This is a genomic window from Gammaproteobacteria bacterium (assembly GCA_033344735.1).
Lineage (GTDB): Bacteria > Pseudomonadota > Gammaproteobacteria > UBA4575 > UBA4575 > UBA1858.
The window spans coordinates 1,511,870-1,538,833 of sequence record JAWPMW010000001.1 but is presented as its reverse complement, the minus strand read 5'-3'; the positions used below and the strand labels follow the sequence as shown (position 1 = coordinate 1,538,833).

Genomic DNA, 26,964 nt, shown 5'->3' with positions numbered 1-26,964 from the left:
AGTCGGGTTATGTCGATGTCGGATCGAAACGGAATTATTTGGCGAGATGGAGAAATGATTGACTGGCGAGAGGCTAGTACTCATGTGCTTACTCACACACTGCATTATGGTGCAGGAGTGTTTGAGGGTGTGCGTGCATACGATGCCAAGCAAGGCACAGCAATTTTTCGTTTACAAGATCATACTGAGCGATTGTTAAATTCTGCAAAAATTATTGGTATGAAAGTGCCATTTAGTCATGAGCAATTAAACCAAGCGCAAGTGGAAGTGGTTAAAGCTAATGATATGGAATATGGTTATATACGGCCAATGTGTTTTTATGGATCGGAAGGCATGGGTCTGCGAGCAGATAATTTAAAAGTGCACTGCATAGTTGCTGCATGGGAGTGGGGCGCATACATGGGGAAAGAATGTTTAGAAAATGGTATTCGTGTTAAGACCTCTTCATTTACTCGTCATCATGTTAACGCCACAATGTGTAAAGCCAAGGTTAATGGGCACTATGTAAATTCTATGTTGGCTCTGCAAGAAGCAACTCAAGATGGATATGATGAGGCGCTATTATTAGATCCGCAAGGTTTTGTTGCAGAAGGCAGTGGAGAGAATGTATTTATTGTGCGTGATGGGATTTTATACACTCCTGAACTGAGTTCGGCATTAGATGGTATTACACGCAAAACAATTATTGGTTTGGCATCGAAGATGGATATTCCAGTAGTTGAAAAACTAATTTCACGAGATGAAGTTTATATTGCAGATGAAGCATTCTTTACTGGGACTGCAGCAGAAGTGACGCCTATTCGCGAGCTCGATAATCGTCCTATTGGTTCGGGAACGCGAGGACCTATTACTGAACAGCTGCAGTCTAAATACTTTAAAATTGTCCACGGTGAAGTGGACGAATACATAAACTGGTTAACGCCTGCTTGTTAGTCATGGGTATCTTTTTTAAATAAAAATGGATGTTCATGTATTAGTAGTGGGCGATGTGATGCTAGATAGATACTGGCATGCAGATGCAAATCGAATTTCACCAGAAGCGCCGGTGCCAGTTGCTAGCATTACTGATACTCATGATCGAGCTGGCGGCGCTGCAAATGTGGCGCAAAATATTAGTGCTTTAGGATCGCAAGTCACTTTGCTGGGAGCAGTAGGCAATGATCAGGAAGGTGAGGTGCTGCAAACTATTTTGCAAAAACAAAATATTCATACTGATTTTATTTATAGTGCATCCATTCGTACAACTTCTAAAATAAGAATTGTCAGTCGAAATCAACAGTTGATCCGTTTAGATTTTGATGACAAGGCGCATAGCTGTGGTGCAGAAGTAGATGAAGCATTTTTAGCTAACATCGAAAATTGTTCCATAGTCATCCTCTCTGATTACGGCAAAGGTGTTTTATCCGATGCGCAGGAGATTATTCGCATAGCGGTAAATAATAATAAAAAAGTTATTGTTGATCCAAAGGGTTCGGATTTTTCTAAATATAAAAATGCTTCTGTGATTACACCGAACTATTCTGAGTTTTGTGCGGTTGTAGGTGAGTGCGATTCTGAACAAGATATTTGCCAGAAGGCGCAAAAATTATGTGTTGAGTATAATTTTGAAGCATTATTGATTACACGCAGCGAAAAAGGCATGACTTTGGTTATGCAAGACGGCGCAGTGACAAATTTTCCTGCGCAAATGCGCGAAGTCTATGATGTAACAGGTGCGGGTGACACAGTCATTTCTGCATTTGCTATGAGCTTGGCGGCGGATGCTGACTATAACCAAGCAGCGCGTGTTGCAAATATAGCTGCAAGTATCGTGGTGGGTAAATTTGGTGCTGCAACTGTTTCAGCTGAAGAATTAACTCACGGCATGCTGAGCTATGAGTGCCCTAACAGTAAGTTGGTGAGTGCAGAATTTTTGGCTAAACGAATAGAAGATGCACATGCTAAAAATCAAGTAGTTGTGTTTACCAATGGCTGTTTTGATGTTTTACATAAAGGTCATGCACATCTTTTGAGAGAAGCTTCTACCTTTGGTGATATGGTGGTAGTAGCTTTGAATTCTGATAACTCTGTGCGTCGACTTAAAGGAGATGAGCGTCCTATTAATCATCTTCAAGATCGAGCTGAAATGCTTTCATATTTCTCCTCAGTGGATTGGGTGGTTTCGTTTGAAGAAGAAACACCGGAAGCATTAATTCAACACTTGAACCCTGATGTATTAGTAAAGGGTGGGGATTATCAAGCTGATGAAATTGTGGGCTCAAAGTATGTATGCGATCGTGGTGGAGAAGTAAAAATTATTCCTTTTGTGGAAGGGTATTCTACTAGTAATATTATTTCCTCAATAATTAATAAAGACTGAATTTTCTAGTCTAGGTCTTACTCGAGTCTGGTCCGAATATCCTTATTAGTAAATTACTACGTACATCAATTTAATTGCAATTCATCTGGTAAATTGTGAAAGAGGTACGATTACTGTTTTATTGAAGCTTGTAGAATATTGATCCTTGGGGAGATTTTACATTGTAAACGAGATGAAAGAATTTGTTGTCACATTCAATTTGCTTGCGGAAGACTACGAGCAAGCAAAAAAAATAAGTGAGCCTATAAGCACTTATTTTCTTAAGGATAATATGTGTACATTGGAATCTGTACGCATGAAAAATCCTGAGCCAAGTGGCGCGCGTACTGCGGGACGTAGGAAATCAGATAAGTCTTGGTTGAATAATTTTGGTTATTCTGAGAAGTAAATCAGAATATAATAAACTCGCTTATAAATTCCAATTAATTTTAGCAACCTAATTGCGTTTCTTGGTTGGTTTGATCCATTTATAAATATTGAATCCACCCTTCATCCAGAAAACCAGAGTATATTTTTCTATAATACTAGCGGGTCTATCCAGGTAGTAATTCAAGCTCTCTGTGCTATTGATGTTATGTATTCGAAACCTTCGAATACAGCGAATATCTAATAATTTCTTCCTCCATGGTTTTTCGTTGCGTACGAAATGCATTTTATCTAAATCTATTAGCGTAAATTTCATTTGCTTAACATCATCTGGTTTTAATTGACTGAAGTTCTTTATAGAAGAGCGCAATAAAAAATTTCCTGAATGTGGATCACCATGGCGAATATTATTTCTGTGAAGATTGCGAACCACTGCCGCTAATGACTGTGCAATGCTGACAATAATAGCTTCAGAGTTTTTATTGGTTTGGCTTACCTGTTCGCATAAATCATATACTGACATAGTGGAGTTAACCTTTTCGTAAAGTAAATATGATTTTTCACTTTGTGTTTGACGTTTACAGGTCCAGTGACCTAGTACTTTAAGACTGTCCACGTTAATTTTTTCTAAAGCAATTCCTCCATAGTATGCGTTTAAGCTATAATTTTTGATTAAACCGATAAGCAAGAGGTTGAGTTTTCGATACCATCGATAGTGTTTGGATATTTGAGAAACCTTCAAAATTACCTCTTTATCTACACAAGTAAGATGAAAGCTATAAAGGTTGTTGCGTTTCCGACTATGCAGTTGCATGCGGTGAGTTGTTGATTCGTATTGCTCAAACTGTAATTCTTTAATCCATTGCTCTAGTGATTGGTTATTTGTGTGAGTAGGGTGAATAATGTACTCACCTAGAGTGTACTTTTTAGAGGATTGGCGAATATTGTTAGGAATATACACAGCTATTTAATTTGGAGTGGAATATTAATAAGACTTTAGTTGTTGGCCCCGCCTGGGTGGGTGATATGGTGATGGCGCAGGCGTTATACAAGGCATTGCTGAGTAATTCTACCTCAGCACAAATCCATGTGGTAGCACCAGAATGGTCGCGACCATTATTGCAGCGCATGCCGCAAATTTCAGTGGTCCATAGCCTCGATGTTGAGCACGGTGAATTTGGTCTAGCTAAGCGACGTCGTTTGGGTAGACAATTGCGAAGTGAAGTCTTCTCTCAGGCAATTGTATTGCCGCGCTCGTATAAATCAGCACTAGTCCCTTGGTTTGCAAGAATTCCAAAAAGGATAGGTGATGTTGGCGAATTTAGGTATGGTCTAATTACTAATACATTTGAATCTAATAAGGATAAAAGCATACCTAATGTATGTAACTATTTGCGTTATATTGGTATTGAATCAGATGTGAAGCTAGTTAAGAAACAATACTTCCCTGAATTAAATACCGATGAGGATAATCAGGCTAAAGTCTTAGAAAAAAATGCGATATCAAATGATGCTCCATTAATTGCTTGTATGGTAGGCGCGGAATATGGGCCATCTAAACAATGGCCAGTAGAACATTTCTCGTCGCTGGTGAAATTGTTAAAGAAGCAAGGTGTTAATGTATGCCTGCTAGGTTCAGCAAAAGATGTTGGGGTCGGTAAGCAGATCGAGCAGTTGTCTGGCGAATCTGTTTTCAATCTTTGTGGCAAAACAAGCTTGCTAGACGTAATTGATATACTTGCGATATGCAGAGTAGCCGTCAGTAATGACTCAGGATTAATGCATATTGCTGCTGCTGTCGACACTCCCGTGATTGCAATGTATGGAGCTACGACTCCTGTTTATACTCCTCCACTTCATGCTGAGGCGAAAGTATTCTACGTTAAGCTTGAATGTAGTCCTTGTTGGCAGCGTTCTTGTCAATATGATCACTATCGCTGTTTGAAGGATATCATGCCTGTAGATGTGCTAGATGCCGTTATCAAGCGTCTCTAAATTTAGCTCAAGGATTTTGATCATGTAATATAGCTTATTATTGAAATGGATACGGCTACACAGGAAAACATGGCAATGGTCGACAAATCCACAGCAATGTCAGAATCTATATCTAATCAAAGTAATCAGTTGAATAATATAGTCAATCTTTATTAGGAAATTGACTATAGAAAATAATCGTGACGCTCATTAGAAACTTCTAGAGTCTCAAGTTTTTCAGGATGTTTTATTAGATCTTCAATCAGCCAATTAGCATGATTATAGAGGCAAGTAACATTGCGACACTCACGACTCGCATCGAAGGCTTCAATTAATCTTAATGTATTCTTTTGAGTTTCTTCGAATAAATCTTTATTTTCATATTCATGTTTCCCACCAACTAATGCTTGAGGTACATGTCTATAGACAGGGCAGTTAAAAACACCTAATGGGCTTAGAACTTGCCTGAAGTATTGCATGTGACAAGTACCAGGCTGGTCGATAAAGTCTTTATAGCTGCCGTTTTCTAGCACACGCAAATTTGTGCTTTCAATTACGGAAAATGTTTCATTCTCTAGTTGTTTGGTTTCATCAATTGATGTGCGAATCTTTTTAATGATGCTATCAATAGATTGCTCCTCTTGAGTTAAATTGACTACTTCGGCATTATTCTCTTCTGCTCGAGTTAAGAATGGCTTGTAAGAAATATAATCGAACTCATATTGTTTAGCACGTTTAGCAGCTTCAATTATTTCATTGGTATTATCGATAATTTCTGTATCATTTGCCTCGCAATCTCTCCATACCACGATAAAACTGTAACCAATCTGAAAGTCAGGATTAATTTTCTTTATATCTGGAATATGCGAGCATATCCAATCTAGTGTGACTTTTTTGCTGACAGGTTTATGCATTGCACGGAATGTGTCGTTATCACCAGAATCAAGCGATAATCGAACCCAGTCGCCTTTAGTGAGCACATCCGCAACATCAGCAATTCTATCCATGCGACTGCCGTTGGTGACTACGCCAATTTGAATGTCTCGTGCTTTTAAATGTTTAACAATATCAGCAAAACCAGGGTATACAGTCGGTTCGCCGCCCCCAATAATAATTACTGAGCGTAAGCCTCTGTCAATTAGTGTAGTAAGAGAATTTTTAAGCCGCTCATGTTCATAACGTATACCAGTATTCAGAATATCCATGTCTACGCAATGGTCGCAGCGATAATTACATGCTGTAGTAACATCTAAATTAACTGATAATGGTGCATGATTAGGTGCCTGCTCTAGAATTTCTTCAATAGATTTGCCTTCAGCGTAAGCGTCTCTCCATTTTACTTGCCAATTCACATATTCTTTAAGTGTATTAATAATTGAGGGTTGGCGTAATTTGGCAGAAAAATCATGGATGGGAGAAAGTTCTACTTGTTTCTCTTTGTGTTGACCGTTTTTGTTTTTTGTATGCAAAGGTGTGTCTACAATTTGCAGGGCTGATTGGACAGAGTTTTTGTAGCGAAAGTCGATTAAAGGTGAGACTTCCATTAATACATCACCGTTTGTATTGTGAATCTTTTCCATAATTTACTCTTAATAATTCTCGATCAATTGATATAAATGACGCGCTCCTAGCATCAGGGCATCTTCGTCTGATAGCAATTCTGCGTCTATACTTGCCAGAAAATCTCTGATTGATGCATCTAAAGGGTCAGTTATCGATATTGTTTGCTGATCGGATTGTAACTGAATTTGATACTCGGGTAACGAAACTGTCCGTTTAACTTCATGGCCGTTTATTTGATAGCTTGCTGGCTTAGGAGTTTCATTAGACTGATTAAATTTTAATTTTGTTTTTGTACGGCCGCGCTGATGATCGTAATCAAAATTGATTGAAACACTATTAGGCGAATGTTCAACCTTAATATCATTCAGATTGCCAGCACCGACAAGCTGATACAGCATACTTAAGCCGTGAGAAGCTGCGTCCACCAGCATTTTAACCCCTTTACTCTGAGGGCTTAAGTGCATAGCAAACTGCTTGATTTCATTGTGAATAATGGCATATGGGTGCAGACGTACAAAATCCTTCAATGTATAAGGCCATTGAGTATTTAAATGTATCAGTCTTTGATTTGCCTTGGATAGCTCAATAACTTTTTCAAGTTTTTTCTGATAGTTTGGTAGGTCTAGTTTTTCATTCTCTGGCCACCAAAATGGTTTTTCACAAAAAATATGTAACTTTTTCTCTGCGCCTAATTCTAGGTAGGAAAGATGGGTCGCAGGAGGCGAAGCAATGACAAGAATGTCGAGACTGTGCTGCTCAATCATTTTGCTGGCACTGGTGTATCCTAGAGCATTAATTCCATATTGACTGGATAAGTATGCCACTGCTTCAGTGCTTGAATTTTCACTGGTACCAACAATAGCGCATATCTCGTGGCCAAGATTAGCGAACGTACGCGCTATATATGGGCCGGTTCCTTGCTGTCGTCTTGCCGCGCCAACTATTCCAATTTTATAGGGCATTAGGAATAAATATCGTAGATAGGTAATAATTGTTTATACTTGCGCGCCATTTCTAGTGCTTAATTTAACAATTCTAACATGCTCAAACTGACACTGCCGAACGAGATAGAGATCATACAAGCGCTTGGTTCTGGGCGTCGCTCAGATGTGTATCTGGCTAAATATTATGACAGAGAAGTGGTAGCGAAAGTGTATAAACAAGAATATATCGATAAGTACCAGTCTCAATACAAAGTTAATATAGGTGAATTTGAACTGATGCGAAATAAAGCTGCGTATGAGGCTAATGAGTTAACTAAATATGTTGCTCAACCTTTTGCTTTATTTGGCCCCCAGCAAGGTTACGATCTAGTGTTTGTTCAGGAGTACGTGGATGGTATCGGGTTGGAAGAACTGATAGAAAAAGCCAAAGGATTGCCGGCAGAAGTTCTAGAGACTGGATATAATATTGTAGAACAAGCTGCAAAAATCGGGTTGTATGATTTAGATATTCCACCTGGTAATATCCGCCTGAAGAAAAATGCGGCAGGCGAATGGATGCCAAAGCTATATGATTTTAATTTAATGCCGCAACACATGTGTCCTCCTAATCCATTTATGGCATTGGGGTTTAAGTTGGGTCTACGTAGCAAGAATCATCGAGATTATCGCAGTCTTAAGCAATGGGATTATCTTAGTAAGCAAGCCCAGAATAAAAAATAATAAGTAAAACTATGCAAAATTGTTATCCAGAAGATTTGCCTAAGTGGTTATGGTTATGGTTGCCTATTGTGGTGGCATTATTTCCTTATGTTATGCGTTTAATTGATCTAGAAACTGATGGATTTGTATTTGGAGAACAAGGAATAATAGAAAATTACACTTTTGTTATATTGTTTGCCGCTATTGTTCTGGGAATAATAACGATTCTAAGAATGAAATCATTTGGCTTTCCCGTATTTAAGTATTGGTTAATGTTATTGGTGCTGGGATGTATATATTATGCAGGTGAAGAAGTAAGTTGGGGTCAGCATTGGTTCGGTTGGGTAACTCCAGAAAGTTGGATGGATGTTAATGACCAAGGTGAGACCAATCTGCATAATACTAGTGCACTATTAGATCAGGTTCCAAGAATGTTATTAACTATTGCTGCAGTGATTGGTGGAGTATTAATCCCTATTTATTTTTTTATGCGTGATAAAGTATTTTCTACCAATGAGTTTTTTGGCTGGCTTTGGCCGAGCTACGTTAATATACCTACTTGCTTATTAGCGGTATTAGTTAGTTTGCATGAAAAAGCCTATAAATTATTTGATACAACAGTGCCAAACATTTTAGATATACGTGCAGGAGAAACCAAAGAGTGTCTATTGGCTATGTTTTTATTTATGTATATCGCTTCTTTCTATACGCGTTTAAAACAAGCGGTTTAGTATTCTTGATAGAGCTTTTCTTCTATAAGAGTTGAGCCGCTACGTATATTAATTTCTTTTTTAAGTGCTGCACGACGATCGTTTTGTTTGTAAACGGAACGTGCTAAGTCAATAAATTCTTGATCAAATTTATTGACCGCTTCTTTGGCGCGTATATCATCTTCTATATTCCATAAAGCTTCATTAACCTCTGTTAACTGTTGAAACAAATCACTAATATCAAGCTCAGCGGCTTTTTCTTTCTTCCAAGTTGATTCTAGTTCGTCGAGTTCACGATTTATATTGATTAGCTTTTGTGTATCAGTCGCTTTTTTCTGTTTAATTTTCAGAATAGTGATTTTATCGATTAATTCACCAACAGAGAGAGGAGCATATAATTGCAAAATAGTTACCTATGTTCTTAAGAGTTTGTCTAGTTTGATTATAACGTCTTCTGGCTTGATTAGGTTCATGACGCCAGCTTTTTCGATTTTAGTTCCCCATTTGAGCTGTTCTGTAGATTTGTTGAAATATAATTTGGCTGCTTCCGAATATTTGTCTATACACCAGGGCAAGCTTAAATAAGGTCCACTGCGTAGGCTATTGCTTGCTGCGTGCAATGCTAGTACTGGAGTATTCACGCATGTAGCCATATGTGCAGGACCAGAATCTGGTGTTAGCAAAGCAGTGCATCGCTGTAAAATTGCGAGTAGCTGCTTCAAAGTATCTTTACCTATTAGGTTAATAACTTGCGTGTTAAGTTGTGATGATATGCTATCTCCAAACAGTTTTTCTAGCTCGCTATTGCCACCCAATAAAGCAATATGCATATTGTGATTAGAAATTGCATGATTTGCTACCTTTACGTAAGACTCCACATTCCAATTTCTGAGTGCGTGGCTTGAGCATGGGCTAATTGCTAGTACCGGCTTATCATCGGGAATATGGTGTTTGGCAAATTCATAATCTTCATTAGAAATGGGCAATGACCAGTCAAGTTTTTTATGTGCAATACCTATATGTTCAATGAATTGAAAAAATGAATCTAAAACATGAACTTGTGCTGGATTAATTTGCTCGTTGACTACAAAACTATGAAAGTCTTTAGCGCGTGCGTTGTCATAACCGATTTTTCGATTAGCGGAAATCAGTGCGCATAGAATATTTGCTCTCAGCGATACTTGGCATGCAAGCAACACGTCGAATTTTTGCCCACGAAGATTTTTCAATACTTCTGGGTAAGCTTTGATGCCTATGCTCTTATTAAACTGAATAAAATTTACACCAGGTAAATCGCCAACTAACTTATATTCAGTTGTGCCTATGACCCAGGTAATTTTGGCGGCTGGGAGAAATTTTTGAATGCTGTGTATGATAGGCAGCATATGAGTCACATCACCAATGGCAGATAAACGCAAAATGCAAATTGAACTGATATTTTTACTGTGGGTGTTTGAACTCATTTTATAAACTGATTTTTAAAGCAATTACAATGCAATTACACGAGATAAGCGAACATAACACAAAAATTTGGGTGTCAGAGCATATACAGGCAGATTTTAAAGGGGATTGGTTTGACTGCGCTCATTCATCTGAATCTGTCATGTCTGGAAATTGGAAAAGTGGACGACAAGAAATTTCGCATCTGACAGTTGGTGACCTTAGTTTGGTATTGAGGCATTACTATCGCGGTGGTTTGCCAGCCCGTCTTAGCAAAGATCAGTTTATATTTCATGGTTTCGTGCATAGTCGACCATTTAAAGAGATAAGACTACTGCAATATATGCAACAACTAGGGTTGCCTGTGCCTGAACCAATTGCGGCGAGATGTAAAGTGAATGGAATTTTATATAATGCAGATATTTTAATGAGCGAGATTACTGATTCTAAAACACTTATGCAAACGATATCTGAAAATGCATTGGAACAAGATATGTGGGTTCGTGTGGGTGAGGTAATTGCTAAATTTCATCAGCAAGGAATTCAGCATGTTGATTTAAATGCGAATAATATCTTGCTTGATAAGGCTGGCAGTGTTTACTTAATTGATTTTGACCGCTGTAAGCAACGGACTTTTTCTCAGTCATGGGCGAATGCTGGGCTTGCAAGATTGAAGCGTTCTTTGGACAAGCAGAAGTTAGTAAATAAAGATATTAATTTTGAGCAACGTAATTTCGACTCATTAATACGCGGATATCAAACTTGATCTTTAAACAATTTCAATATTTCATCTTGATAAGTTTTCAATACATTTTTTTTGTTGTCTAGATAATTTTTTGCATTAAGTCCAATTTGTTTTTTCTGTATGGGATTATTGACTAACATTTCAATAGTATTAAAAAGCTGTTCTGCATCATCAATTATGAGAATGCCATCATGGGTTATTAAATCGTTGACGATGTCTTTAAAAGCTTCATGATATGGTCCTATGAGAATGCAACGTCCAAATAATGCTGGTTCAATGATATTATGACCACCCACAGGGACAAGTGATCCTCCCATAAATACAAATTCAGCCTTGCTCATGAATGGCATTAGCTGTCCAAGAGTATCAATAATATAAATTCTATCCTTAGAAATATTGGCAGAATTTTTTGAATGTAGGCAGTATGACAATTTATTTTCATCTAATAATTGACATACATTTTTGCTGCGATGTGGATGTCGAACCGCAATTACCAGGCCTAAATTTTTTGAGTCAAATGTTTTCCATTGATCAATGATGAATTGTTCTTCATTTTCGTGTGTTGATGCGCACAATAGAAAAGGGTAATTAATTGGGCAGTGGCTGGCTACATTTGAAGACGAATTAATATTGGCAAATTTTAAATTGTCTAAAGTGATAATTTTGTTGGGCTCTGCACCTAACGCGATAAAGCGAGATGCGCTTTCTTCACTGCTAGCAATTATTTTGGATATGTTTTGCAACACTTTCTTATAATTTTTTAATACTAAAGAAGGCGCGTGAAGTGTCTTGTTACTGATGCGGCCATTGATGATAGCACTAGGAATATTATGCCTTTTAACAGTGGTCAATATATTTGGCCATAGTTCAGTTTCAAAGATTAACAAAAACTTTGGTGAAAAATTTCTAATTAGGCGGCGTGTAAGTGAGTGGTAGTCTAGCGGTAAAAAAGCATGTTGAGTATTCTTTAACTGAGCTTTATTTAATGCTTGTTTGCCGGTAACAGTGTTAGTGGTAACAAGTAAGTGTTCGCCATTTTCTATTAGCTTACTTAGTAAAGGTAGAGCTGTATTAATTTCTCCAACAGATGCACAGTGACACCAAATAACTTGATTCTTGTTTTTAGGATTTTGATATAAACCTAAGCGTTCGGTCAAGTAATGACAGTTGCGGTATTTGAATGCTGTTATGCCCGTATAGATTAAAGCAGTAGGAAATAAACCCCAGGTGAGTAAGCGGTAACTGAGAGTAGATTGTGGGATAGATTTGGCCATTCGGCCAAGACTACTCTAACCAGTTGTCAATTTGTAGTAGATCGTCTCCGCTTAGTGCGCCGGCAGCATTTTTTAATCGTAATGTATCCAATAGATAGTCATAACGCGATCTTGAATAATCACGTTGAGCTTGAAACACCGATCGTAAAGTAAGTAATACATCAACCGATGTTCTTGTGCCGACTTCAAAGCCTGCTTCAGTTGCTTCAGCAGCTACCTCGGCAGATTCTACCGCTCTGTTGAAAGCGTTAACTCTGCTGATGCCGGCAACTACATTGTGGTATGCATCGCGTGTATCGCGTGTTGTTTCGCGTTTAATTCTTTCATGAGCCTGTAGGGAAGCTTTATAAAGATACTGGCTTTCTTTAGTTTGGTAATGAGTGCGCCCACCTTGGAATATAGGGAAATTTAATTCCAAACCTATTCTAGAGTCTTCGGTTTTTCTTGAGCCAGTTAATCCGCCAGAGTCAGAATCGTTATAGGCAGCAACAATATCTACTGTAGGTAAATGTTGAGCTTTATTACGTTGGATCTCTTGTTTTGCGATTTTAGTGTCGTATTCATTTATCAACAGAGCCAGATTCTGATTAAGCGCTTTGTTGATCCACTCTGTCACACTGTCAGGTTCAGGGCGCACTAATTGCATGCGCTGAGATAATGTCTTGAGATCAGTAATTCGATCTCCGGTGATAACAGCAAGTGCATCTATGGCTAATTCTAAAGCGATTTCAGCATCTATTTCACGTGCGACTGAGCTATCAAAAGAAGATTGTGCTTCTTTAACATCGGTAATTGGTATTAAGCCAACCTCAAATCTATTTTCTGCTTGTTCTAGTTGCCTGTTAATTGCATTTTTTTCTGCTGTGGCAAATTCCAAATCATCGCGTGCAGCAAGAACATTGAAATATAGCTCTGTGACTCGTAGTACTAAATCCTGTTTGGAGGCATCAAACTGGGCTTGTGCTCTAGCTACATTATTGTTGGCTTGTTTCAACTGTACATAAAAATCGCGATTATATAGTGATTGAGTCAAACGAAGGCTGTACCCATGCGAATTGTAATCTACGTCACCACCAGAAACACCAAAGGTCTGTCCCTCTGTCTCTAGAGTGTTGTCTGAGGTTTCTGCCGAAAAATTGAGTTGAGGTAATAATGCAGCTCGAGCAATCGGAGACGCTTGAGATGTGGCTAAATAATTTGCTTCAGCCTCTCTAAATTCAGTGTCTTGAGCTTTGGCGATTGTGTATATATCAATTAGCCCATTCGCAAATAAATGTGACTGGTAGCAGATCAGGTACAAAAATAGAGTAGTTAAGGTGGCTAAGCGTATATTCATATGCGTGATTATTTACACTAAATTTATCGATTCAACTATATCGGCAAATAATTAAAAAGTATTAGATAGCAGTAAGTTAATAAGTCGGCATGGATTGGTCAACGTATTTTGCCCAGGCATCTATACCGCCCGTTAAGTTAATAACATTTGTAAAAGCATTGCTGGATAAGTAAGCAGCAACAGACCTGCTACGAATGCCATGATGGCATATTACGATGGTTTCTTGATCAGGGTCTAACTGGCTTAATATGCTAGGAATCTGGCGCATAGGGATCAATTGCGAGTTTTCTAGGCTGCATTTTTCAAATTCCCAGGGCTCGCGAACATCCAGTAATAGAGGAGCAGCGGTACTATTTTGTAAATACAAGTTTAGTTCTGTGGCAGATATTTCTCTAAAATTCAAAACGAGAATACCTTTTCGGTTGATGTGGATATAAGTGCAGGAAGATGAGTTTCAAATAAACCTTCTTCACGATAGCTATTTTCACCAACACAAGTAATAAGTTTAGCAGTCATCGCTGGAGCTTGACCGATGATTGAGAATAGACGGCCATTAATGTTAAGCAATTTTGTAAAAGCATTAACAATTTCTGGAGTTGACCCGGTGACTGCAATGACATCGTACTGTTTTAAGGTGTCAGTAAGGTTAAATATATCGCCAATCAGAAAGTCAATATTATCTTGCTGCTGCAAACGAGTTTTTGCATGCTCTGATAAGTCCTCAAAATATTCGCATGTAGTAACATGATTACCTAACTTCGCTAAACATGAGGTGATAAAGCCGCTTCCTGTGCCTATTTCCAAGATACTGTCATCTGTAGATATCTCAAGTGATTGCAGCATGCGTGCTTCTACCTTTGGGGACATCATGACTTGATCGTGCCCAATAGGAATTTCCATGTCAGCAAATGCCAAGCCCTGTTGAGAATCGCTGACAAATAGTTCACGTGGGACAGACTGAATAAGGTTAAGAACACGTGTATCCAACACATCCCAAGGCCGGATTTGTTGTTCAATCATATTAAATCTTGCTTGTTCGATATCCATAATAATTATGTGGTCGAGTAAATAACTAACACTCTACGGTGCTAACATTAATAATAGCAAGCGGTTTGCTAGGTAATTTCATACAAAAAGCATTATCTGAATAGTATTTGCACGGGTTATTTAAGTATTGCAATGTGTTGAATACAGGTTATATTCAAAATTAATGCAGCAATGACTTATTCCAACTATGGTGGCATATGAGCGTAACCGAATTAGATCTAATCTCGCAAACAAAAAAACTTGGCGAAGAAGTTACACGGCCATTCCCTCGGTCTAAAAAAATCTTTGTTAATGGCTCCAACGACAGCATTCGTGTGGGAATGCGCGAGGTTGAGTGCGATGACACTGGCACCAGTTTTGGTGCTGAAGAAAATCCAGCTATCCCTGTTTATGACACATCAGGTCCATTAACAGACCCTGCTGCAGATGTGGATTTGTCAAATGGTATTGAACGTGTTCGTGCGCCGTGGATAGAAATGCGACAAGATACCTGCGAACTTGCAGAATTATCATCAGAGTTTGGGCGTCAACGTTTAACTGACTCGAGTACAGATCACATTCGATTCCAAGTTAAGCACGCACCAAGAAAAGCGTTAGCAGGCAAAAATGTTACTCAAATGCATTATGCGAAAAATGGAATTATTACTCCAGAAATGGAGTACATCGCAATTAGAGAATCACTGCGCTTACAAGAATTACGTACTGACCCTCGCTATAAGAAATTATTAAAGCAACACGCCGGCGAATCATTTGGCGCTAATTTACCGGAAGAAATCACACCTGAATTTGTGCGAGAAGAAGTGGCACGAGGCCGGGCTATTATACCAAATAATATAAATCATCCAGAATCTGAGCCAATGATTATTGGACGTAACTTTTTGGTTAAAGTGAACACTAATATTGGCAACTCGGCTGTTACTTCTTCTGTTGTTGAGGAAGTAGAAAAAATGGCATGGTCAGTACGTTGGGGTGGTGACACCATCATGGATTTAAGTACAGGTAAACATATCCATGAAACACGTGAATGGATATTGCGGAATAGCCCAGTACCCGTGGGTACAGTTCCAATTTACCAAGCGTTAGAAAAGGTAAATGGAAAAGCTGAAGAGCTTACTTGGGAGCTGTTTAAAGATACGCTTATTGAACAAGCAGAACAGGGCGTGGATTATTTTACAATTCATGCGGGTGTGCGTTTGGCATATGTGCCGCTTACAGCTGACAGGTTAACTGGAATTGTTTCGCGCGGTGGTTCAATTATGGCTAAGTGGTGTTTAGCTCACCATGAAGAAAGTTTTTTATATACGCATTTCGAAGATATATGCGAAATCATGAAATCCTACGATGTTGCTTTTTCACTTGGTGATGGATTGCGACCAGGGTGTATTGCAGACGCAAATGATAAAGCGCAATTTTCAGAATTAGAGACACTAGGTGAATTAACGAAAATTGCCTGGGAGCATGATGTGCAAGTCATGATAGAAGGGCCCGGTCATGTACCTATGCAAATGATTAAAGAAAATATGGAAAAGGAGTTACAAGATTGCTATGAGGCACCTTTCTATACTCTAGGTCCATTAACGACAGATATTGCACCAGCGTATGACCACATAACATCTGCTATTGGTGCAGCGCAAATCGGTTGGTATGGAACTGCGATGCTTTGTTATGTCACTCCAAAAGAACATTTGGGACTACCCGATCGTGAAGATGTTCGAGATGGAATTATCACTTATAAGATAGCAGCACATGCTGCTGATCTTGCTAAGGGTCACCCAGGTGCACAGTTAAGAGATAATGCATTATCTAAAGCGCGTTTTGAATTTCGTTGGGAGGATCAATTTAATTTAAGTCTAGATCCAGAACGTGCACGTGAGTTCCATGATAAAACTTTACCAAAAGATTCTTCTAAGGTTGCTCATTTCTGTTCAATGTGTGGGCCTCAGTTTTGTTCTATGAAAATAACGCAAGATGTTCGTGAATATGCAAAAAACAAAGGTATAGGAAATATTAAAGTTGCGATAGAGTCGGGAATGAAAGAAAAATCTGAGCAATTTAAAGATGAAGGCGCATCAATATATAAAGCTGTGTAACTAATTTTAAACTATTTGTAAATTATGGTGGATTCATCATAAGAAAGTAAAGGTCCTGGATTTTTTTGTTGTAATGCAACAAGTTGTACATGGAATTCGAGGAGTATCGCACCAGACGCGTGGTGTACAAAAGCTGAATAAAGTGCTCACAATGCATATGGCGCCAGATTATATACTGGTAAACTTAAGCGTATAGTTTTCTGATCCTATGCGAACAGAAGAAATAGAGCGCCTTGTCTCTTAGCTTGATCGCGAAATAAAAATTAAATTTAAGAATGTCCTTAGTATATTTATTGAAACGGACTCACAGCTTTAATCTATTTGTTATACATCTGCAGTGTGAATTCCTTCACATAATCTAAATTAAACCGCTTATACCTGTCCAGCTGCACCTAAAGTATTTGTTTAGCCTGTCGATACAGCTAATGGGAGCGTGTGCTCATTAAATCTGTAATGTCGAGGAGCGACAAATGGCTGATGATAAAGGGAATATTTCTGATTCGGTAATACCTGTAGAGGGTGATGAAGATGCTCTGGGTAAGGCAAAAACCAATGAATCATTGTCAGGCCCTGAGGTTCGAGAAGAACATTTCAAACAAAACATCCAAATGGAAGTGAATGAATTTCCTGATGATGAGGGTGTTGATCAGCAGGTGCCTATAGAAAAGCAGGCGCAAGAATTTGAAGATCTCTCTAAAGAAGCGCTGGTTGAGGATTCGCAAAACAATATTATTGTTGAAGAATCTGCAATATATTCAGCGGAACCAGAAAGTAATAATGATGAATCAATTTCTCGTCAGACAAATATTCAACAAGGTCAATCTCAAGACGCAAATAAAGTTGATGTTGCAGAAAGTGAAACTGCGAGCGTTCAAAATTTAGATAATCAGAATACAAATGGAAGTGCGAGTAACAGTGCATTTCAACCTATAGATATTGATGATCAAATCGAAGAAGAAAACTTATTTTCGCCTGATAACTCTAACACTGCACCAGAAGCCTTTAATTCAAGTGCTACTACTGACGAAGATAATGTTTATAACGGGCAGTTAATTGCTCAAGATGATGATAATGATGCACTTACTTTCAGTGTAGTTGCCCAGCCATCATCTGGATCAGTAACAATCAATCCAGATGGCTCATATAGTTTTATTCCAGGTGAAGACTTTCAAACGCTTGCAGAGGGTGACTCGCAAGACGTTACATTTACTTATCAAGTTCAAGATGAGAGTGGTGCCACTGATACAGCGGAAATGGTAATCACTGTCACGGGCTCAAATGATGGCCCAGTCGAAATGTCTGTTTCTAATTCAGCTGTCAATGAGAATTCTGATGGAGCAGTCATTGGTAATATGTCAACAAGTGATGTAGATGCGGGAGATTCGCATACCTATTCTGTTGATGATGCACGCTTTGAAATTATTGATGACGGTAGCGGCAATATGCAGCTTAAGTTGAAAGATGGCGAGCAGCTTAATCACGAGGCTGAAGAATCTATTGCTGTCACAATAACATCTACAGATTCTGGCGGATTAACTGTGTCACAAGTATTCGATATTAATGTTAACGATATTAATGAAGCGCCAACAGACATTACACTGGATCCGCAAAATGTACCTGGTTCATCTGATTTGCCTGCTGCTGATTTTACCGCAGGTGATGGCTTTGTGAGTGCAAATAGCATTCAAGATCGGGGGTTGGAGACCGGTAGCAATGTATTTACTTTGTCTTTTGACACTGCAGTTGATGTAAGTAGTTCTCAAACATTATTTGAGACGGGTGGAAGTGGCACTGGTTTAAATGTGGTGATAGACCAAGGGATGCTAAAAGTATTTGCGGGTGGTGGAAACGATTTAGAGCTAAGCGTGCCAATTAATGGGAACACGTCTTATAACTTTGCACTAGAGGTAAATAAGTCAGATGACAGTTTGACAATGTTGTTATCGGATTCCTTGCCACTTGCGGAAATGACAGTTGAAAATAGTTTGGCAGATAGTCAAACAAATTGGACAGATACTGATTGGGATGGCGGTAATCACATAGGAGTAGGTCAAGTCGGTGGTGGATCGAGTCAGGGAAATGTTGGCGGAGATTTTCAAGGATCTATAAATGATTCTGGTTTAAATGTATATGCAAATTCTGAATTAACAGATGTACTTACTACAATTGATGCGATTGTTGATGAAAACACTGATGGGGCAATCGTTGGTAATTTATCAACAGCAGATGTAGATGCAGGTGATAGCCATAGTTATACAGTTGATGATGCACGCTTTGAAGTTGTTGAAGATGGCAGTGGGAATAGACAGCTTAAGTTAAAAGATGGGGTAACTCTGGATTATGAGTCTGAGTCTATGTTGTCTGTAACGGTTACTTCAACAGATTCAGGCGGTTTATCAACAACTGAAGACTTCAATATTCTCGTAAATGATATCAATGATGCACCTATTGAGATTGGTTTATGTCCAGCAGGTGCAGATGCAATTGCTGCAGATGGACATGTTGGAACAAGTGTTAGTGCTCTTGGTCTTGAAACTGGAAACAATGTATTTGTTATGTCATTTACAACTTCAGATGATATTTCTAGTGCGCAAACTTTATTTGAGACAGGTGGCAGTGGTACGGGCTTAAATGTAGTAATCGACGAAGGAATGATTAAAGTTTTTGCAGGCAGTGGCAATGATTTAGAACTGTCAGCACCGATTGAAGAAAACACTGCCTACAATTTTGCATTGGGAGTCAGTAAAGATGATGACAGTTTAGTATTGTTGATGTCTGATACCTTGCATATAGAAGAAATGACGATTGCCAATAGCACAGTTGCAAGTCAGTCGGGTTGGACAGATACAGATTGGGATGGAGGAAATGCTTTTGGTGTAGGGAATATTGCTGGAAATTCCAGTCAAGGAAGAATTGGCGGAGACTTTCAAGGAGCAATTCATGATCCTGGGTTGAAAGTATTTGCTGATTCAGATGTTGATTCTGTTTTAAGTTCGATTGTCATTAATGAAAACGACGATGGAGCTATAGTAGGGATGCTTCATACTAGTGATCCTGATGTTGTCGACAGTCATACGTATACTGTTAGTGATGCTCGCTTTGAAATTGGAGATGATGGCAATGGAAATCCATTGTTGAAACTTAAAGACGGGCAAAGCTTGAATTATGAAGATGCTGGCACAATAACAGTGACAGTTACATCTACTGATTCAGGTGGATTATCAATAACACAAGACTTAGTTGTTACTGTATTAGATGACTCAAATGAATTTTCTGTCAGTGCAGTGACTGATTCAGATGCTTCAACTAATGAGATCGCTGAGTCAGCAAGTGTTGGTGATACTGTAGGAATAACTGCATTTGCAAGTGATGCAGATACGGGGGATACCATCACCTATAGTTTAAGTTCAAATCCGAATAATGCTTTTGCAATTGATGAAAACACCGGTGAAGTGACGGTGAATGATCCAAGTCAGCTGAACTTTGAGAATGCACAAAGCATGCAGATCGAAGTGACAGCGACATCAGAAGATGGCTCGACATCAAGTGAAACCTTTAACATTGCCATCAACGATGCGGACGAGTTCGATGTGTCAGCAGTGACTGATTCTGACACAGCCACCAATGAGGTGAGTGAGTCAGCGGTAGCTGGTGCAAGTGTGGGTGTCACTGCGTTTGCTGAAGATTTAGATGGTACGAACAGTGATGTCACCTACAGTTTAAGTTCGAACCCGGGCAATGCATTCAGTATTGATGCAGACACGGGTGAAGTGACGGTCAACGATCCGAGTCAGCTGAACTTTGAGAATGCACAAAGCATGCAGATCGAAGTGACAGCGACATCAGAAGATGGCTCGACATCAAGTGAAACCTTTAACATTGCCATCAACGATGCGAATGAATTTGATGTATCCGCAGTCACCGACAGTGATGCAGCAACGAATGAAGTCAGTGAGTCTGCGGTAGCTGGTGCGAGTGTCGGCGTGACGGCGTTTGCGGAAGATCTGGATGGCACCACCAATGATGTCACTTACACATTATCAACTAATCCAGGCAATGCCTTCACGATCGATGAAGACACCGGCGAAGTGACGGTGAATGATCCAAGTGCATTAGACTTTGAGAATGCGCAGACCATGCAGATCGAAGTGACAGCGACGAGTGATGACGGAAGTACCTCATCAGAAACCTTTAACATTGCCATCAACGATGCGGACGAGTTTGATGTCAGTGCAGTAAATGATATTAATAGTGCTATAGATTCTGTAAGTGAATCAGCAAGTATAGGTGATTCAGTTGGGGTCACAGCGTTTGCAACAGATGCAGACTCAAGTGATACAGTTACTTATAGTTTGACTAATAATCCTAATAATGCATTTGCAATCAATGAAATTACAGGAGAAGTGACGGTTGCAAATCCAGATGGCATAGACTATGAAACTTCGACAACAATGGATATTGAAGTAACAGCCACGTCAACTGATGGCTCTAGCAGTAGTGAAACGTACGCTGTTTCTATAAATGATGATAATAGTGAATTTAATATTAGTGTTATCACGGATAATGACAATGCTGCGAATGAGGTGAGTGAGGCAGCTTCAATTGGTGTGGTTGTAGGTGTGACCGCATTTGCCAGTGATGATGATGGGTCTGATTCTGTCACCTACAGTTTAAGTAGTAATCCTGACAATGCTTTCAGTATTAATGCAGATACTGGTGTGGTCACTGTTTATGATCCAAGTCAGCTGAACTTTGAGAATGCACAAAGCATGCAGATCGAAGTGACAGCGACGAGTGATGACGGATCCACGTCTTCAGAGACGTTCAACATTGCCATCAACGATGCGAATGAGTTCGATGTGTCCGCTGTCACTGATAGTGATGGAACAGATAATGAAGTCTCGGAAAGTGCAACGACAGGTGCCACAGTGGGTGTCACTGCGTTTGCGGAAGATTTAGATGGTACGAACAGTGATGTCACGTACACATTATCAAGTAATCCAAACAATGCATTCAGTATTGATGCAGACACCGGTGAAGTGACGGTGAATGATCCAAGTCAGCTGAACTTTGAGAATGCACAAAGCATGCAGATCGAAGTGACAGCGACGAGTGATGACGGATCCACGTCTTCAGAGACGTTCAACATTGCCATCAACGATGCGGACGAGTTCGATGTGTCAGCAGTGACTGATTCTGACACAGCCACCAATGAGGTGAGTGAGTCAGCGGTAGCTGGTGCAAGTGTGGGTGTGACGGCGTTTGCGGAAGATTTAGATGGTACGAACAGTGATGTCACGTACACATTATCAAGTAATCCAAACAATGCATTCAGTATTGATGCAGACACCGGTGAAGTGACGGTGAATGATCCAAGTCAGCTGAACTTTGAGAATGCACAAAGCATGCAGATCGAAGTGACAGCGACATCAGAAGATGGCTCGACATCAAGTGAAACCTTTAACATTGCCATCAACGATGCGGACGAGTTCGATGTGTCCGCTGTCACTGATAGTGATGGAACAGATAATGAAGTCTCGGAAAGTGCAACGACAGGTGCCACAGTGGGTGTGACGGCGTTTGCTGAAGATTTAGATGGTACGAACAGTGATGTCACCTACAGTTTAAGTTCGAACCCGGGCAATGCATTCAGTATTGATGCAGACACCGGTGAAGTGACGGTGAATGATCCAAGTCAGCTGAACTTTGAGAATGCACAAAGCATGCAGATTGAAGTGACAGCGACGAGTGATGACGGAAGTACATCATCAGAAACCTTTAACATTGCGATTAACGATGCGGACGAGTTCGATGTGTCAGCAGTGACTGATTCTGACACAGCCACCAATGAGGTGAGTGAGTCAGCGGTAGCTGGTGCAAGTGTGGGTGTCACTGCGTTTGCGGAAGATTTAGATGGTACGAACAGTGATGTCACGTACACATTATCAAGTAATCCAAACAATGCCTTCGCGATTGACGAAGACACGGGTGAAGTGACGGTCAACGATCCGAGTCAGCTGAACTTTGAGAATGCGCAAAGTATGCAGATCGAAGTCACTGCTACATCGGATGATGGTAGTACTTCAGTAGGTCAGTTTAATATTTCAATCAACGATGCCGACGAGTTCGATGTCTCTGCGGTGACGGATACAGATACGGCAACGAATGAAGTGAGTGAGTCTGCAGCGGTCGGTGCCACCGTCGGAGTCACGGCGTTTGCAGAAGACCAAGACGGTACTAACAGTGATGTCACGTACAGTTTAAGTTCGAACCCGGGTAATGCGTTCAGTATTGACGAAGATACTGGTGAAGTCACGGTCAACGATCCAAGTCAGTTGGATTTTGAGAACAGTGCGTCGATGCAAATCGAAGTTACGGCCACATCAGAAGATGGCAGTACATCTTTAGAAACCTTCAACATCGCAATCAATGATGCGGACGAGTTTGATGTCAGCGCAGTCACTGACAGTGATACTGCGACGAACGAAGTTTCAGAAAGTGCAGCAGTCGGTGCGAGTGTCGGTGTGACCGCATTTGCGGAAGACCAAGACGGTACCAACAGTGATGTCACGTACAGTTTAAGTTCAAATCCTAACAATGCGTTTGCGATTGATGCCGATACCGGTGAAGTGACGGTCAACGATCCGAGTCAGCTCGACTTTGAGAACAGTGCGTCGATGCAAATCGAAGTCACGGCGACATCCGAAGATGGCAGTACATCTTTAGAAACCTTCAACATCGCAATCAATGACGCCGATGAGTTTGATGTCTCTGCGGTGACAGATACTGATACGGCGACGAATGAAGTCAGCGAATCCGCCAGTGTGGGTGCAAGTGTGGGTGTCACCGCGTTTGCGAGTGATGCTGATGGCACCAACAGTGATATCACTTACAGTTTAAGTAGCAATCCTAACAATGCATTCTCAATTGATGCGGATACCGGTGAAGTCACAGTGAATGATCCGAGTCAATTGGATTTTGAAAACAGTGCATCGATGCAAATCGAAGTCACTGCCACATCAGAAGACGGGTCGACGTCAAGTGAGACATTCAACATTGCGATCAATGATGCGGATGAATTTGATGTCAGCGCAGTCACTGACAGTGATACTGCGACGAACGAAGTTTCAGAAAGTGCAGCAGTCGGTGCGAGTGTCGGTGTGACCGCATTTGCGGAAGACCAAGACGGTACCAACAGTGATGTCACGTACAGTTTAAGTAGCAATCCTAACAATGCATTCTCTATTGATGCCGACACCGGTGAAGTGACGGTCAACGATCCAAGTCAGTTGGATTTTGAGAACAGTGCGTCGATGCAAATTGAAGTGACGGCAACGAGTGAAGATGGATCGACTTCGAGTGAAATATTTACCATCGCAATCAACGATGCGGATGAGTTTGATGTCTCTGCAGTGACAGATAGTGATACGGCAACGAACGAAGTGTCAGAAAGTGCAGCAGTCGGTGCAACCGTCGGTGTGACCGCCTTTGCGGAAGACCAAGACGGTACCAACAGTGATGTCACGTACAGTTTAAGTTCAAATCCTAACAATGCATTCTCTATTGATGCGGACACGGGTGAAGTCACAGTGAATGATCCGAGCCAATTAGATTTTGAGAACAGTGCGTCGATGCAAATCGAAGTGACCGCCACAAGTGAAGACGGATCCGCGTCTTCAGAAACCTTTAACATCGCCATTAATGATGCGGATGAGTTCGATGTATCTGCTGTCACCGACAGTGATACTGCGACGAATGAAGTGTCAGAAAGTGCAGCAGTCGGTGCAACTGTTGGAGTCACTGCGTTTGCTTCGGATGCCGATGGCACGAACAGTGATGTGACCTATTCATTATCAAGTAATCCTAACAATGCGTTCTCTATTGATGCCGACACCGGTGAAGTGACGGTCAATGATCCAAGTCAGTTGGATTTTGAAAACAGTGCATCGATGCAAATCGAAGTCACTGCCACATCAGAAGACGGGTCGACGTCAAGTGAGACATTCAACATTGCGATCAATGATGCGGATGAATTTGATGTCAGCGCAGTCACTGACAGTGATACTGCGACGAACGAAGTTTCAGAAAGTGCAGCAGTCGGTGCGAGTGTCGGTGTGACCGCATTTGCGGAAGACCAAGACGGTACCAACAGTGATGTCACGTACAGTTTAAGTTCAAATCCTAACAATGCGTTTGCGATTGATGCCGATACCGGTGAAGTGACGGTCAACGATCCAAGTCAGTTGGATTTTGAGAACAGTGCGTCGATGCAAATTGAAGTGACGGCAACGAGTGAAGATGGATCGACTTCGAGTGAAATATTTACCATCGCAATCAACGATGCGGATGAGTTTGATGTCTCTGCAGTGACAGATAGTGATACGGCAACGAATGAAGTGTCTGAAAGTGCAGCGGTCGGTGCAACCGTCGGTGTGACCGCGTTTGCTTCGGATGCCGATGGCACGAACAGTGATGTCACCTACAGTTTAAGCAGCAATCCAAATAATGCCTTCAATATTGATGCGGACACCGGTGAAGTGACAGTCAACGATCCGAGTCAAATAGACTTTGAAAATGCACAGACCATGCAGATTGAAGTAACAGCGACATCTGAAGATGGGTCTACTTCTTCTGAAACTTTTGATATTAGTGTCAATGATGTTAATGAAGGTGCCACGGTAGTCGCGGGCGATGTAACGGGTGATGAAGATACGGCTATTGCACTGAATATTCAATTGGCTGATGTTGAGCCAGGTGCAACAGTTACAGTGACGATTAGTGGTGTTCCAGGTGGTGCAGTGTTATCAGCCGGAACTGATAATGGAGATGGAAGTTGGACATTAGATCAGTCTGATATATCTGGGTTGACAATAACTCCGCCTGAGAATAGTAATGCTGATTTTTCTTTAGGTATACAAACTAGTGTTGAAGAACATGGCACAACCTTGAATTACAATAATGCAATTGATGTCACAGTTGATGCAGTTGCAGATGCTCCAGTAATTATAGGTCCGGATGATATTACCCATCTTCAAAATCCTAGTATTGGATTCGAAGGTGGTTTGGGAAATGTTGATACATTGGGGACTGTAAATAATCCAAATAATTTTGGAGGACAGGCGCCAACCGAAGGATCTTCAGTTGCGCAAATGTTAGCAAATGGTGCAACAGATGGACAAATTGAAGCTGAGTTAGGATTAGCTGCAGGTTCGCTTGATGGATTATCAACAGGTAATGCAAGAGATGGATCGTCAATGCAAACAGCGATTGCTGTTGAAGAAGGTGATGTTGTTACGTTTGATTGGAATTTTGTCAATGCAGAAACAGTCAACGATACAAACAATGGGTTTAATGATTTTGCGATTGTTAATATTAATGGCACTCCACAGGTATTAGCGCAGTCTTCTGATTTAAATGGTCCTGGGTCTACGGGTTGGAATACATTCACATTTACAGCAACAGAAAGTGGTGTACTAGATCTTGGGTTTGCAATGATGAACACTAATGATCAGGCAGTCGATTCAAGTTTCTTGGTGGACAATTTAGAAATAAATGGCGACATAGTAGATACGACGCCTGTTGACTTAAATTTAAATATTGCGCTTGCTGATTCGGATGGTTCCGAATCTCTCACTATAGAAATTTCTGGTGTACCAGCAGACGCTGCTCTAAATATGGGAACTAATCTTGGTGGGGGTGTGTGGTCTGTAGACGCGACAGAAGTAAATGATGTGCAACTTGTGCCATCTGCAACAACAAGTGGAACTGTTTCCTTAACTGTTACTGCAACATCTGTAGAATCAGATGGAGGTGATACAAACTCTACGTCACACACTATAGATGTTACATTCGATACGCTAGATACCGTTGTTATGGGATCTGCGGGAGCAGATACTCTTAATGGTGATGCAAGCAATAATATTATTTCTGGCAAAGATGGTGCTGATGTTATTTCAGGTGGGGACGGCGCTGATTATATTGCAGGCGGTGAAGGTAATGATCAATTACAAGGTGATGCCGGTGATGATCAGCTGTTCGGAGATGCGGGAGATGATCAGCTTCAAGGTGGCGCCGGTGATGACATGCTAGATGGCGGGGCTGGTGATGATACTTTGCTAGGCGGTGATGGAAATGACATCTTCACCTTTGAGCAAGGAGACGGTTCAGACTCGATTGATGGCGGGGCTGGGGCAAGTTGGACAGATTCCATTGATCTGAGTGATATTGCCGCAAATGCTGCCGATCCTTCTAATCCATGGACAATTGAAGTCGATGGTGAAGCTGTTGATTACGATATTAATGCAGAGTTGCTGGAACTGGGTTCTGATGTTTCTGGAGTCATTCAGTTTGATGATGGAAGCCAGATATCATTCGATAACATTGAAAATATTGAATGGTAGCTGTAAATATCGAGTAA

At 40.5% G+C, this 26,964-nt stretch carries 18 protein-coding genes; 9 read left to right on the top strand and 9 right to left on the bottom strand.

The genetic code is table 11. The annotated features are described in order from the left end of the window. Window positions 1–9 precede the first annotated feature (9 nt). The 3 genes from R8G33_07890 (at window position 10) to R8G33_07880 (ending at window position 2,747) form a co-directional block, all read left to right on the top strand. Window positions 10–933 carry a branched-chain amino acid transaminase gene (locus R8G33_07890; protein MDW3095577.1) on the top strand — a complete coding sequence of 308 codons (924 nt, stop codon included), beginning with the start codon at window positions 10–12 and terminating at the stop codon, window positions 931–933. Window positions 934–958: 25 nt separating this feature from the next. Continuing rightward, entirely contained in the window at window positions 959–2,359 is a 1,401-nt protein-coding gene (hldE, locus tag R8G33_07885; GenBank protein MDW3095576.1) for a bifunctional D-glycero-beta-D-manno-heptose-7-phosphate kinase/D-glycero-beta-D-manno-heptose 1-phosphate adenylyltransferase HldE, read from the top strand. Window positions 2,360–2,531: 172 nt separating this feature from the next. Beyond that, on the top strand, window positions 2,532–2,747 hold the full coding sequence (locus R8G33_07880) for a hypothetical protein (protein ID MDW3095575.1): 216 nt from the start codon (window positions 2,532–2,534) through the stop codon (window positions 2,745–2,747). Between the two features lie 48 nt (window positions 2,748–2,795). Here the strand turns inward: R8G33_07880 and R8G33_07875 are convergent, their stop codons facing one another. Beyond that, window positions 2,796–3,686, bottom strand: a complete 891-nt coding sequence (locus R8G33_07875) for a lipopolysaccharide kinase InaA family protein (protein ID MDW3095574.1) — start codon at window positions 3,684–3,686, stop codon at window positions 2,796–2,798. 11 nt (window positions 3,687–3,697) lie between these two features. Between R8G33_07875 and waaF the strand changes: the two genes are divergently transcribed. Further along, on the top strand, window positions 3,698–4,720 hold the full coding sequence (waaF, locus tag R8G33_07870) for a lipopolysaccharide heptosyltransferase II (GenBank protein ID MDW3095573.1): 1,023 nt from the start codon (window positions 3,698–3,700) through the stop codon (window positions 4,718–4,720). 164 nt (window positions 4,721–4,884) lie between these two features. On the opposite strand, the gene R8G33_07865 is transcribed toward waaF, so the two are convergent. Next, a complete protein-coding gene (locus R8G33_07865) occupies window positions 4,885–6,279 on the bottom strand; it encodes a radical SAM protein (GenBank protein MDW3095572.1) in 1,395 nt (464 codons plus the stop codon). A gap of 9 nt (window positions 6,280–6,288) precedes the next feature. Continuing rightward, window positions 6,289–7,224, bottom strand: coding sequence for a Gfo/Idh/MocA family oxidoreductase (locus R8G33_07860; protein ID MDW3095571.1), 936 nt, complete (start codon window positions 7,222–7,224; stop codon window positions 6,289–6,291). Window positions 7,225–7,302: 78 nt separating this feature from the next. Between R8G33_07860 and R8G33_07855 the strand changes: the two genes are divergently transcribed. Further along, window positions 7,303–7,926, top strand: coding sequence for a hypothetical protein (locus tag R8G33_07855; protein ID MDW3095570.1), 624 nt, complete (start codon window positions 7,303–7,305; stop codon window positions 7,924–7,926). Between the two features lie 11 nt (window positions 7,927–7,937). After that, window positions 7,938–8,636 carry a hypothetical protein gene (locus R8G33_07850; GenBank protein ID MDW3095569.1) on the top strand — a complete coding sequence of 233 codons (699 nt, stop codon included), beginning with the start codon at window positions 7,938–7,940 and terminating at the stop codon, window positions 8,634–8,636. On the opposite strand, the gene R8G33_07845 is transcribed toward R8G33_07850, so the two are convergent. Beyond that, on the bottom strand, window positions 8,633–9,022 hold the full coding sequence (locus tag R8G33_07845; GenBank protein ID MDW3095568.1) for a DUF6165 family protein: 390 nt from the start codon (window positions 9,020–9,022) through the stop codon (window positions 8,633–8,635). The genes R8G33_07850 and R8G33_07845 overlap by 4 nt on opposite strands. 6 nt (window positions 9,023–9,028) lie before the next feature. Then, window positions 9,029–10,078 (bottom strand): glycosyltransferase family 9 protein, encoded by a 1,050-nt coding sequence (locus R8G33_07840; GenBank protein ID MDW3095567.1) that lies wholly within the window; start codon window positions 10,076–10,078, stop codon window positions 9,029–9,031. Window positions 10,079–10,107: 29 nt separating this feature from the next. On the opposite strand from R8G33_07840, the gene R8G33_07835 reads away from it, so the two are divergent. After that, window positions 10,108–10,821: a 3-deoxy-D-manno-octulosonic acid kinase gene (locus R8G33_07835; GenBank protein ID MDW3095566.1), complete on the top strand. Its 714-nt coding sequence runs from the start codon at window positions 10,108–10,110 to the stop codon at window positions 10,819–10,821. Here R8G33_07835 and R8G33_07830 read toward each other — a convergent pair. The 4 genes from R8G33_07830 to R8G33_07815 all read right to left on the bottom strand — a co-directional run bounded on the left by R8G33_07830 (window position 10,812) and on the right by R8G33_07815 (window position 14,457). After that, on the bottom strand, window positions 10,812–12,074 hold the full coding sequence (locus R8G33_07830) for a glycosyltransferase N-terminal domain-containing protein (protein ID MDW3095565.1): 1,263 nt from the start codon (window positions 12,072–12,074) through the stop codon (window positions 10,812–10,814). The two genes, R8G33_07835 and R8G33_07830, sit on opposite strands and share 10 nt — an antisense overlap. Before the next feature lie 10 nt (window positions 12,075–12,084). Continuing rightward, entirely contained in the window at window positions 12,085–13,410 is a 1,326-nt protein-coding gene (locus R8G33_07825) for a TolC family outer membrane protein (protein ID MDW3095564.1), read from the bottom strand. Window positions 13,411–13,486: 76 nt separating this feature from the next. Then, entirely contained in the window at window positions 13,487–13,813 is a 327-nt protein-coding gene (locus R8G33_07820; protein MDW3095563.1) for a rhodanese-like domain-containing protein, read from the bottom strand. Next, window positions 13,810–14,457, bottom strand: coding sequence for a protein-L-isoaspartate O-methyltransferase (locus tag R8G33_07815; protein MDW3095562.1), 648 nt, complete (start codon window positions 14,455–14,457; stop codon window positions 13,810–13,812). The genes R8G33_07820 and R8G33_07815 overlap by 4 nt, the downstream gene beginning before the upstream one ends. Before the next feature lie 197 nt (window positions 14,458–14,654). On the opposite strand from R8G33_07815, the gene thiC reads away from it, so the two are divergent. Together thiC and R8G33_07805 are read left to right on the top strand one after the other, a co-directional pair. Beyond that, a complete protein-coding gene (thiC, locus tag R8G33_07810) occupies window positions 14,655–16,547 on the top strand; it encodes a phosphomethylpyrimidine synthase ThiC (GenBank protein ID MDW3095561.1) in 1,893 nt (630 codons plus the stop codon). Between the two features lie 470 nt (window positions 16,548–17,017). After that, the gene (locus tag R8G33_07805) at window positions 17,018–26,947 is read left to right on the top strand and encodes a cadherin domain-containing protein (protein ID MDW3095560.1); all 9,930 of its coding nucleotides are present in this window, start codon (window positions 17,018–17,020) and stop codon (window positions 26,945–26,947) included. The last annotated feature ends 17 nt before the right edge of the window (window positions 26,948–26,964 follow it).

Coding starts and splice junctions, on each gene's coding strand:
- R8G33_07890 (MDW3095577.1), top strand. CDS start 10: ATGTCGATGTCGGATCGAAACGGAATTATTTGGCGAGATGGAGAAATG.
- hldE (MDW3095576.1), top strand. CDS start 959: ATGGATGTTCATGTATTAGTAGTGGGCGATGTGATGCTAGATAGATAC.
- R8G33_07880 (MDW3095575.1), top strand. CDS start 2,532: ATGAAAGAATTTGTTGTCACATTCAATTTGCTTGCGGAAGACTACGAG.
- R8G33_07865 (MDW3095572.1), bottom strand. CDS start 6,279: ATGGAAAAGATTCACAATACAAACGGTGATGTATTAATGGAAGTCTCA.
- R8G33_07860 (MDW3095571.1), bottom strand. CDS start 7,224: ATGCCCTATAAAATTGGAATAGTTGGCGCGGCAAGACGACAGCAAGGA.
- R8G33_07855 (MDW3095570.1), top strand. CDS start 7,303: ATGCTCAAACTGACACTGCCGAACGAGATAGAGATCATACAAGCGCTT.
- R8G33_07850 (MDW3095569.1), top strand. CDS start 7,938: ATGCAAAATTGTTATCCAGAAGATTTGCCTAAGTGGTTATGGTTATGG.
- R8G33_07840 (MDW3095567.1), bottom strand. CDS start 10,078: ATGAGTTCAAACACCCACAGTAAAAATATCAGTTCAATTTGCATTTTG.
- R8G33_07835 (MDW3095566.1), top strand. CDS start 10,108: ATGCAATTACACGAGATAAGCGAACATAACACAAAAATTTGGGTGTCA.
- R8G33_07830 (MDW3095565.1), bottom strand. CDS start 12,074: ATGGCCAAATCTATCCCACAATCTACTCTCAGTTACCGCTTACTCACC.
- R8G33_07825 (MDW3095564.1), bottom strand. CDS start 13,410: ATGAATATACGCTTAGCCACCTTAACTACTCTATTTTTGTACCTGATC.
- R8G33_07815 (MDW3095562.1), bottom strand. CDS start 14,457: ATGGATATCGAACAAGCAAGATTTAATATGATTGAACAACAAATCCGG.
- thiC (MDW3095561.1), top strand. CDS start 14,655: ATGAGCGTAACCGAATTAGATCTAATCTCGCAAACAAAAAAACTTGGC.
- R8G33_07805 (MDW3095560.1), top strand. CDS start 17,018: ATGGCTGATGATAAAGGGAATATTTCTGATTCGGTAATACCTGTAGAG.